General features: G+C 61.1%; 7 protein-coding genes and 1 pseudogene. 1 reads left to right on the top strand and 7 read right to left on the bottom strand.

From position 1 onward, the window contains the following. From BLT75_RS23815 to folD, 7 genes are all read right to left on the bottom strand, one after another. On the bottom strand, nucleotides 1–1,614 hold a 1,614-nt coding region (locus tag BLT75_RS23815), incomplete at its 3' end, for an acyl-CoA synthetase (protein WP_093036091.1). A 2-nt stretch (nucleotides 1,615–1,616) separates the two neighbouring features. Beyond that, complete coding sequence (locus BLT75_RS23810; RefSeq protein WP_093034221.1) at nucleotides 1,617–2,417, bottom strand: enoyl-CoA hydratase; 801 nt, start codon at nucleotides 2,415–2,417, stop codon at nucleotides 1,617–1,619. Between the two features lie 22 nt (nucleotides 2,418–2,439). Next, nucleotides 2,440–2,889 (bottom strand): OsmC family protein, encoded by a 450-nt coding sequence (locus BLT75_RS23805; protein ID WP_093034218.1) that lies wholly within the window; start codon nucleotides 2,887–2,889, stop codon nucleotides 2,440–2,442. A gap of 23 nt (nucleotides 2,890–2,912) precedes the next feature. Then, nucleotides 2,913–4,055: a glycine cleavage T C-terminal barrel domain-containing protein gene (locus BLT75_RS23800; protein ID WP_093034597.1), complete on the bottom strand. Its 1,143-nt coding sequence runs from the start codon at nucleotides 4,053–4,055 to the stop codon at nucleotides 2,913–2,915. A 161-nt stretch (nucleotides 4,056–4,216) separates the two neighbouring features. Further along, on the bottom strand, nucleotides 4,217–4,714 hold the full coding sequence (locus tag BLT75_RS23795) for an Lrp/AsnC family transcriptional regulator (RefSeq protein ID WP_342728251.1): 498 nt from the start codon (nucleotides 4,712–4,714) through the stop codon (nucleotides 4,217–4,219). 286 nt (nucleotides 4,715–5,000) lie between these two features. Beyond that, nucleotides 5,001–5,888 carry a formyltetrahydrofolate deformylase gene (gene purU, locus BLT75_RS23790; RefSeq protein WP_093038213.1) on the bottom strand — a complete coding sequence of 296 codons (888 nt, stop codon included), beginning with the start codon at nucleotides 5,886–5,888 and terminating at the stop codon, nucleotides 5,001–5,003. Between the two features lie 17 nt (nucleotides 5,889–5,905). After that, complete coding sequence (gene folD, locus BLT75_RS23785; RefSeq protein WP_093038211.1) at nucleotides 5,906–6,844, bottom strand: bifunctional methylenetetrahydrofolate dehydrogenase/methenyltetrahydrofolate cyclohydrolase FolD; 939 nt, start codon at nucleotides 6,842–6,844, stop codon at nucleotides 5,906–5,908. 757 nt (nucleotides 6,845–7,601) lie between these two features. On the opposite strand from folD, the pseudogene BLT75_RS25025 reads away from it, so the two are divergent. Continuing rightward, nucleotides 7,602–7,727: pseudogene (locus BLT75_RS25025) on the top strand (IS6 family transposase); the annotation flags it as partial. Nucleotides 7,728–7,745 lie beyond the last annotated feature (18 nt).

The following is a 7,745-nucleotide window of genomic DNA, read 5'->3' as shown; positions in this document are numbered from 1 at the left end:
TGCCTGCTCGCGCAGGGTAAATTTCTGGATCTTTCCTGTCGAGGTTCTGGGTATTGCGGTGAACACGAATCTGCCCGGAACCTTGTAGGGAGCAAGCTGTTCGCGGCACCAGGCGCGCAAGGCTTCGGTATCGGCCTGCTGCCCCTCGGCCAGTTCGACGAAGGCGCAGGGCGTTTCGCCCCATTTTTCGTGGGGCATGGCGACGACAGCCACGACGGCGACGGCCGGATGGCGATAGAGCGCCTCTTCGACCTCGATCGACGAGATATTCTCCCCGCCCGAGATGATGATGTCCTTCGATCTGTCCTTGAGCTGGATATAGCCGTCTGGATGCATGACACCCAGATCACCCGAATGGAACCAGCCGCCGGCAAAGGCTTTCCCGGTGGCTTCGGGGTTTCGGAAATAGCCCTTCATCACCACGTTGCCGCGGAACATCACCTCGCCCATGGTCCGGCCATCGCGCGGCACCGGCAGCATGGTTTCGGGATCGAGCACGTCGAGCCCTTCCAGCGGCAGGTAGCGCACACCCTGGCGCGCCTTGAGCGCCGCCTGTTCGGGCTTGGGCAGGTCGGACCAGGTTTCGTGCCAGTCATTGACCACTGCCGGGCCGTAAGTTTCGGTCAAGCCGTAAAGATGTGTCACGTCGAAGCCGGCTTCTTTCATGTCGGCCAGCAGCTTTTCGGGCGGCGGGGCGGCGGCGGTAAAGAACTGCACGGTCCGGTCGAGCTGGCGCTTTTCCGCCTCCGGCGCCGAGATCATCAGCGACATCACGATCGGCGCGCCGCACAGATGGGTGACACCCTCGTCCGCGAGTGCGTTCCAGATCGGCGCGGCCCGCACCTGCCGCAGGCAGACATGGGTGCCGATGATCGCCGACAGGGTCCAGGGGAAACACCAGCCGTTGCAATGGAACATCGGCAGGGTCCACAGATAGACCGCGTGTTTGCGCATCGAGGTGGTCAACGCATTGCCTTGCGCCAGCAGATAGGCGCCGCGGTGATGCGAGACCACGCCCTTGGGATCGCCCGTGGTGCCCGAGGTGTAGTTGATCGAGATCGCGTCCCATTCGTCCTGCGGCATCAGCCAGGCATAGTCGGGGTCGCCGCCGGACAGAAAAGCCTCGTAATCCCCTGCTTCGACCTCGACGCGCGCACCGTCATATTCGGGGTCGTCACACTGGATCACCAGCGGGGACACCTCGGCCAGGGCCAGCGCCTCCTGCATAAGCGGCATGAATTCGCTGTCCACGATCACCACTTTCGACATCGCGTGATCCAGCTGGAACGCGATGATGGCCGCATCGAGCCGAGTGTTGATCGAGTGCAGCACGGCACCGCACATCGGCACGCCATAATGGCATTCCAGCATGGCCGGTGTGTTGGGCAGAAGCGCCGACACCGTATCGCCGCGCCCGATCCCTTGCCCGGCCAGGGCCGAGGCCAGCCGCCGCGAACGGGCGTAGAACTCGGCATAGCTGCGCCGCAAGGCACCATGCACGATGGCGACATGATCGGGAAAGACGCTGGCAGCCCGTTCGAGGAACGTCAGTGGCGTCAGCGGCTGGTAGTTTGCCGGGTTGCGGTCGAGACCGGTGTTATAAGGATTGGCCATGTTCAGGCATCCTGCCATTGGGGGCTGCGTTTTTCGATGAAGGCGCCGATACCTTCTTCGGCGTCGCGGGCCAGCATGTTCTCGACCATGACGCGGGTGGCGTAATCGTAAGCCTCGCCCAGGGTCATCTCGCGCTGCGCATAGAAGGCGCGCTTGCCGGTGGCGAGCGTCATGCTGGACTTGGCCGCGATTTTCCCGGCGATTTCCAGGGTGGTTCCGCGCAGCGCCTCGGGCGATACCACCCGGTTGACCAGACCGATCTCGGCAGCGCGGGCAGCGGGCGTCATGTCGCCGATCAGCAGCATCTCCATCGCGTGCTTGTTGCCGACATTGCGGGACAGGGCGACCATCGGGGTCGAACAGAACAGGCCGATATGCACGCCCGGCGTGCTGAACTGCGCGGTATCCGCCGCAACCGCCAGATCGCAGCTGGCGACCAGCTGGCAGCCCGCCGCCGTGGCAATCCCCGCGACCTCGGCAATCACCGGTTTGGGGCAGGTGATGATCGCCTGCATCGTGTCCGAGCACATCCCCAGGATCCTGGTGAAATAGGCCCGCCCGCGGTCGGGACCGGCCCGGCCGGCGGTCATTTCCTTGAGGTCGTGACCGGCGCTGAAGGCGGGTCCGTTCGCGGCCAGGATGATGACGCGCACCGCCGGATCGGCCCCGGCCTCGGCGAAGGCCGTGCCAAGCCGGGTCAGCATCGCCTCGGACAGGGGATTGCGCCGGGCGCCGTCATTCAGGGTCAGGCGCAGGATGCCCTTGTCATCCAGATCGTGCAGAAGGATATCGTCGGCTTGCATTGGTGGCGTTCCTTGGACGGGGTTACAGGATGTTGACGTCGACACTGTCGGCGAGCGTGTTGGCGATGAAGCAGTAGCGATGCGCGCGGTCCTGCATCTGGTCCATTTCCTCGTCGCCGACCTGAAAGCCGGTGTCGAAGCGGACCACCGGGTGCAGGTCAATGCGTGTCACCGACATTTGCCCCCGAGGGTTCTTGCCCAGGTGGGCGACCGCGTGATCGTGATAGCTGGCGACCGGCCATCCGGCCTTGGCCGCCAGCGCCAGGAAGGTCATCATGTGGCAGCTCGACAGGGCCGCGGCCAGCGCCTGCTCGGGATTGGTGTTGGCCGGATCGCCGCCCCAATCCGGGGCGGCATCAGCCATGACATCGAAGCTGCTGTTGTACTGCACCATGTGCTCGGCCGAATAGGCGCCCGGCTTCAACTCGGGCGTGGTGCGGTGCCAGTGCAACTGGATGGAAAGGTCAGACATCTCGCGTGTCTCCCGTTTTCCGCTCAGGCCACGGCCAGCGATTTCTTGGGGTCGTAGAAGGGGACTTCCACAACCGTGGCGCGGACCGGTCCGGACGCGGTGACGACTTCCAGTTCGGTGCCGATCCCTGCGTTGTCGACAGAAACCATCGCCAGGGCGATGTTCTGCTCCAGGCGCGGCGAATAGATCGCGGATGTGACCTTGCCCACCGGTTCGCCATTCCGGTTGATCGCCCAGAACGTGGTGTTCGGCCCCTTCAGCGGCTCGCCGCCGATGACCAGGCCCACCTGCTTGCGGCTGACACCCTGTTCCTTGATGCGGCGCAGCGCGGCCTTGCCGATGAAGTCGGCTTCCATGTCCAGGTTGATCAGCCGGTCAAAGCCCAGTTCGAACGGGTTGGTGTTGATATCGGCATCGGCATGGTAGGACAGCATGCCGCCCTCGATCCGGCGGATCGACGAAGTATGGCCCGGCTGCAGGTTGAACGGCTTGCCCGCCGCCATGATCTTTTCCCACAGCTCGTCGCCGCGCGATCCGTCCTGCAGGTAGAGCTCGTAGCCCAGCTCGCTCGACCAGCCGGTGCGCGACACGATCAGCGGAATGCCGTCCAGTTCGACCGCGCGCAGCCAGTAGTATTTCAGATCCATGATGCTTTCGCCGAACAGCGCACGCATGATCTCGCCCGATTTCGGACCCTGCAACTGCAGGGGCGAGACATCGGGTTCGCCAATCTGCACATCCATGCCCGAATGCACCGCCACACCCTGCGCCCAGAGCAGGATGTCGCTGTCGGCCAGCGAGATCCAGAAGTGGTTTTCCGCCAGCCGCAGCAGGATCGGGTCGTTCAGGATGCCGCCGTCGGCATTGGTGATCAGGATGTACTTGCACTGGCCCACGGCCATTTTCGAAAGATCACGCGGGGTGAGCATCTGCACGAACTTCGCGGCGTCGGGCCCGGTGATCTCCACCTGGCGCTCCACCGCCACGTCGCACAGGATCGCGTCGTTCACGAGGTTCCAGAAGTTCTGTTCCGGATCGCCGAAATCGCGCGGGATGTACATGTGATTGTAAACCGAGAACCCCTTGGCACCCCAGCGCACGGTGGCGTCGAAATAGGGAGATTTGCGGATCTGTGTGCCGAACCCGAAGCCGTCTGATTTCATCATTTCTTTCACCCTTTGCACCGCCGGGCCGGTCAGCCGCGGACTGTTTTGAACTGGGTGAGAATTACTCGCACAGACGGGCCGGGCGTGGACTGAAAACAGGCCTTGGAGAGACCAAACGGACTGATGTCCGACAGGCCGGCAGACTTTTCAGACGGGTTTCGTCATTTGCCGGATTTGGCCGCCAATCGGGCAAGATTCGGCTGGGCGGATTTGACATGGCGCGTCACGATGTAGGTCATGTAGCGGTCAATCCCAAGTTCGGCCGCAAGCAGGGTTTCCATCAACTCCTGAAAAACCGCCAGGTTCGGGGTGAATACCTGGAGGACATAATCCATGCCGCCGCCGGTGGCGATGCATTCCGTGACCTCGTCCAGCGCCCGAATATGGCCCTCGAAGCGGTCGAAATCAGACTTGCGGTGATGTGTCAGCGAAACCGTCACGACGACCTGGGTGAAATCGCACACGCGATCAAGCGCGATATCCGCATGATAGCCGCGTATGAAACCCCCGGCCTTCAATCTTGCAAGGCGGGCCAGACAAGGCGTCGGCGACAAATTGACAATCTCCGCCAGATATCCAAGGGAGTCGAACAGTACATGCCGTGAAGGATCGGCTCGCCCTAGGTTCGAGCAGGTGACGCTTTCACCGACCTCGATCACGATGCTGGCGCCCTCGGTCCCCAGAAGCGGCGGAAACTTACCCTACGGGGCGAAGCCAGAGCGTGTGAATGGAACCGTATGCAGACGCCTGTGTCGGGAATCCGGATTGGACGCTCGCCCATCTTGGGCGCGGCCATGTCGATCTTGGCGGTCAAGCAGTTCTCGGGAGTCGAAGGCGATCGCTGCGCGGCATTTCATGCTCTCTATTTTATTGACTGTCATAATCGGGGCGCGCGCGGTAACCCAGCACCGCGCGGCCCCTGTGTTCGGTGCAAATACGGTCCGGTCAGCCCATCCGTTCGGAGACGTATTCTCCCGGGCTTGCGGGGAAGACGACGGTCTTGTCGCCGTTCAGGAACACCCGGTGGTGGATATGGGCGTGAATGGCCCGTGCGAGCACCTGGCTTTCGACGTCGCGACCGAGCGAAACGTAGTCGTCGGGCGATTGGGCGTGGGTGACGCGGATCGTGTCCTGCTCGATGATCGGGCCCTCGTCGAGATCGGCGGTGACGTAATGCGAGGTCGCGCCGATCAGTTTGACGCCGCGCTCGAAGGCTTGCTTGTAGGGATTGGCGCCCTTGAACGAAGGCAGGAAAGAGTGGTGGATGTTGATGATCCGCCCCGACATCTTCTGGCACATCTCGTCCGAGAGAATCTGCATGTAGCGGGCCAGCACGATCAGCTCCGCGCCGGTCTCCTCGACCACGCGCATGATGGCGGCCTCGGCGGTCGGTTTGTTTTCCTTGGTGACCTTGATGCAATGGAAGGGGATGTCGTGGTTCACTACGACCTTCTGGTAATCCATGTGGTTCGAGATTACCGCGACGATGTCGATCGGCAGCGCGCCGATGCGCCAGCGATAGAGAAGGTCGTTCAGGCAATGGCCAAAACGCGAGACCATGATGATCACCTTGGTCTTTTCAACCGCATCATGGAAGGCAAAGTTCATCTCGAACTTTGCGGCAACTTCGGGAAATTCATTTCGTAGGGTCTCGAGCGTCACCCCCTCCTCGCTGGTGAAACAGGTGCGCGTGAAGAAACAATTGGTATCAACGTCGTCGAACTGGGCAGCATCGGTTACGTTGCAGCCGTGCTTGGCGAGGAATGTGGCGATGGCGGCGCCGACACCGCGGCGGCGCGACTCGCAATTCGCGTTGAGAACGTATTTGCTCATCTTTCGGAGTTTCCTTTTCAATCAATCTGGAATGGTGAATCGTCGATGCCGCTCAAGTGGCAGCAGGCTGACAAGGTGTTGGCGAGAAGACAGGCGATGGTCATTGGCCCAACCCCGCCTGGCACAGGGGTAATCGCGCCCGCGACGCGGCTGACGCCATTGAAATCAACATCACCCACGATCTTGGTTCTCGCGCTGCTATCTTCCTGCAATCCCAATTCGGGCGCGGGGACTCGATTGATTCCGACGTCGATCACGGTTGCGCCGGGTTTGATCCAGTCGGCCTTCACCAGTCCCGGAACGCCAGCTGCGACGACCACGATGTCGGCGAGACGCGCGAGTTCGGGGATGTTGGTCGACGATTTGTGCGCAATCATCACCGTGCAATCCGCATTGAGGAGCAAACGCGCCATGGGCTTGCCCACAACATTCGAATGGCCGATTACCAGAGCTGTCTTGCCCCGCAGGTCCGGGTGATAGGCGCGTAGCATCAACATGCATCCAAGCGGCGTGCAGGGCACGATCGCGTCTTGGCCGGTGCCGACCATTCCGACGTTCGCGATATGAAACCCGTCCACGTCCTTTCGTGGATCAATCGCGTTGATGACCAAGGTCGAAGGTAGATGCTTCGGCAATGGAAGTTGGACCAGTATTCCATGTACTTCGGGATCGGTGTTGAGCCTCTCGATGAGGCACAGTAGTTCATCTCGGGTTGTGCTTTCGGCCAGCCGGAACTCGAAAGAATTCATCCCTGCATCAACCGCCTGTTTCCCCTTGGAGCGCACGTAAACTTCAGACGCCGGGTCGTTGCCCACAAGCACGACGGCAAGGCCGGGTGTGATCCCGTGGGTCGCCTTCATCTTCGCAGCTTTTTCTCGGACCTCGCGACGAACGTCTTCGGCGTGGGCTCTGCCGTCAATTATTTCTGCTTCTTGGAATTGTGCGATTTTGTTCATCTGTTTCTCATACTCCCACAGGCGGGGTCGAACCGACGTGGTTCGCCAGAACTCAACGAAGACTTAGCTGCAATCCCAGTCTGATCATGGACTGAAATCATTCTGCCGAAAGACCGATTAGGCCGTTATTAGACCCAATTCAGGCCATTCAGTCGGCTCCCGTCGTCGAGGTCGTCGCGAAGGCGGTGTCAGAAGAAATCCGGGTGAGACCGGCAGGGGGCGCAGCTTGTCGTTATGCCCAATCGTGACCCGTTCAAGTAAGCCACTCCCCATCTCTTGGACAGTTTCCGGGTTGGTGGCGCAACAGGAGTGCGAGGCGATCTCGCGGCGCACGAAGGAGGCGCTGGCGGCGGCCAAGGCGCGCGGCGTCAGGCTGGGCAATCCGAAGGGGGCTGCGGCGCTCAGACAAGCCGGCAAGAGAGGTGCGGCTCTAAGGGCGACTGTTTCGGCCAATGCGGATGCGTTCGTCATCCGTTTGAAGCCGGTCCTCGCAGATATCGAGGCCGAGAGTCACATAGAGGCATATGACCAAAACCATCGGATGACTGCTGTCTGCAGCAAAGCCGCTGTGCGCCCTCTGCCCTTAGATAACACGTTGTCTTCGACCGTGTTCGAAAAGACTGTGGGCGAGAATTGTGTCACAAACAGTGTGTTGCGAACACTGTGTTCCACTTGGTAGGGCCAACACATTGATTCCAAAGATGCCGTCAAAGCAAACTGGCCTGAGGCGGGCAGGGCGGTTTTGTAGCGTCCGGCCATGCCCAAACGATCGCCATTTCGCTGTTTCAAGACCAGCCCCGAGATCATCCGCCTGGCGGTGATGCTGTACATCAGGGTTCCACTTTTGCTGCGGAACGTGGAAGATCTTCTGCATGAAAACGGCGGATTGAAGGGATGAAAT

The sequence above is a fragment of the Ruegeria marina genome, assembly GCF_900101475.1.
GTDB lineage: Bacteria > Pseudomonadota > Alphaproteobacteria > Rhodobacterales > Rhodobacteraceae > Ruegeria_B > Ruegeria_B marina.
This window is presented reverse-complemented; position numbering and strand designations above follow the sequence as displayed.

Excerpts from the sequence above, each read along its gene's own strand:
- BLT75_RS23800 (WP_093034597.1), bottom strand. The coding sequence starts at position 4,055 with ATGATGAAATCAGACGGCTTCGGGTTCGGCACACAGATCCGCAAATCT.
- purU (WP_093038213.1), bottom strand. The coding sequence starts at position 5,888 with ATGAGCAAATACGTTCTCAACGCGAATTGCGAGTCGCGCCGCCGCGGT.
- folD (WP_093038211.1), bottom strand. The coding sequence starts at position 6,844 with ATGAACAAAATCGCACAATTCCAAGAAGCAGAAATAATTGACGGCAGA.
- BLT75_RS23805 (WP_093034218.1), bottom strand. The coding sequence starts at position 2,889 with ATGTCTGACCTTTCCATCCAGTTGCACTGGCACCGCACCACGCCCGAG.
- BLT75_RS23810 (WP_093034221.1), bottom strand. The coding sequence starts at position 2,417 with ATGCAAGCCGACGATATCCTTCTGCACGATCTGGATGACAAGGGCATC.